The organism is Emticicia sp. (genome assembly GCF_049241225.1).
Taxonomy (GTDB): Bacteria; Bacteroidota; Bacteroidia; order Cytophagales; family Spirosomataceae; genus Emticicia.
In genome coordinates this window covers 1-1,650 of record NZ_JBMLRC010000427.1, presented here as the reverse complement: position 1 = coordinate 1,650, position 1,650 = coordinate 1, and the positions used below count along the sequence as shown (strand labels likewise).

Sequence of the window (1,650 nt, the reverse complement as noted above, 5' to 3'; positions counted from 1 at the left end):
CTAGCTTAAAAGATGTAGCCAACAAATACAAAGGTGATAGCAAAGCAGTTGAGTATCTTTCTAAGAAAATTATCAACGGTGGTGGTGGTGTATGGGGCGACCACGTAATGGCAGCTCACCCACAAATTTCAATGGCCGAAGCCAACATCATGGTTGACTATATCTTGAATATCAACGAGCCAAAAACTGCCAAATCAATGCCGACGCAAGGTAGTTATGCAACAAAAATACCTGACGGTCAGAAATCTAACGGCACATACATTTTGCGTGCGGCTTACAAAGATAAAGGCACAAAAGTGATGAAATCATTGGCAACTGAAGACGTTGTTGTCTTGAAAAATCCAACATTAAATCCTGAATTGGCCGACAAATCTAAAGGTACGCAATTAGTGATTACACCAGGACGCTCATTCTCGATGGTTGGCGATAAGTCTTATTTGGGTTATACTAATGTAGATTTAACGGGTATTAACGAAATCGAAATTACTGCTCAGGCTCAAACACGTGTAGGTGCATCAGGTGGTGTTATTGAGCTTCGTCTTGATTCTCCAACAGGTACCTTGATTGGTACAAGTGATAAAATCGAGCCAAGAGAAATGCGAATGGGGCCTCCACCTGCCCAGCCAGCAGCGTCTGCCGCTGGAACGCCAGCCGCTGGAACGCCTGCCGCAGGGACGCCTGCCGCAGGGACGCCTGCCGCCACACCACCAGCTCGCCCAAACATGAATAGTAAACTAAAAATAAACGTTCCTCAAGATGCTGGTCAACATGATGTGTATTTGGTTTTCAGAAATGATAAAGCAAAAGATACGCAAATCGTAATGGCGGTTTCGGCAATTGAGTTTAAAGCAAGCGAATAATAAACCCTAAGATAAATAGTACCGAGTACCGAGTACCGACGTACCGAGAATTGGGTGTAAAAACCCAATTCTTATTTTTCAATCCTCCTCCTCCCACCCTTCCAGAAATTACGAACAAAACTTTAATTACTAACAAAAATGCAAAATAGAAGAGATTTCCTTAAAAATACAGGAGCTTTAGCACTTGGTGGTTTGATGTTACCAAACTTGGCCGATGCTTTTGGCGAACCACAGAAAGTAAAAAATTTTGGGGTTCAGCTCTTTACCACAATGTCGGTAATCGACAAAGACGTTGAAGGAACTTTAAAACAAATTGCCGGAATCGGTTATAAAGAAATCGAATCGGCATTTAGCATGAAAGGTGGCTTTTATGGCATGAAACCAAAAGAATTTGCCAAATTAGTATCAGATTTAGGAATGTCATGGCAAGCTCACCACGTAAGTGGAGCTCCATTTAACCGTCCAGCTCCACGCCCATCGGCTGATGGAACCCCAGCACCTGCTCGTCCAGCCATGCCACCGATGAAAAATTTATTGAATAATACCCAAGAAATCGTTGATGAAGTAGCCGAAGGTGGGGCAAAGTATTTGGTTTGTGCCAGTATTCCAGTAAACAAAATGGAAGAAATAAAGCTTTCACTTGAAATTCTTCAAAAAGCGGGCGAAGCTGCCAAGAAAGCAGGACTTACTTTTATTTTCCATAATCACACGGCCGAGTTTGAAACCATTGAAGGACAACGTCCTTTCGACATGATGGCTTCACAAATTAGCCCTGATTTACTCAAATTTG

At 42.6% G+C, this 1,650-nt stretch carries 2 protein-coding genes; both read left to right on the top strand.

Features of this window, described 5'->3' with window-relative positions:
* Positions 1-860: carbohydrate-binding protein (locus ACOVO2_RS22125; protein ID WP_421772058.1), on the top strand; the 860-nt coding region annotated here is incomplete at its 5' end.
* 138 nt (positions 861-998) lie between these two features.
* On the top strand, positions 999-1,650 hold a 652-nt coding region (locus ACOVO2_RS22120; protein ID WP_421772057.1), incomplete at its 3' end, for a twin-arginine translocation signal domain-containing protein.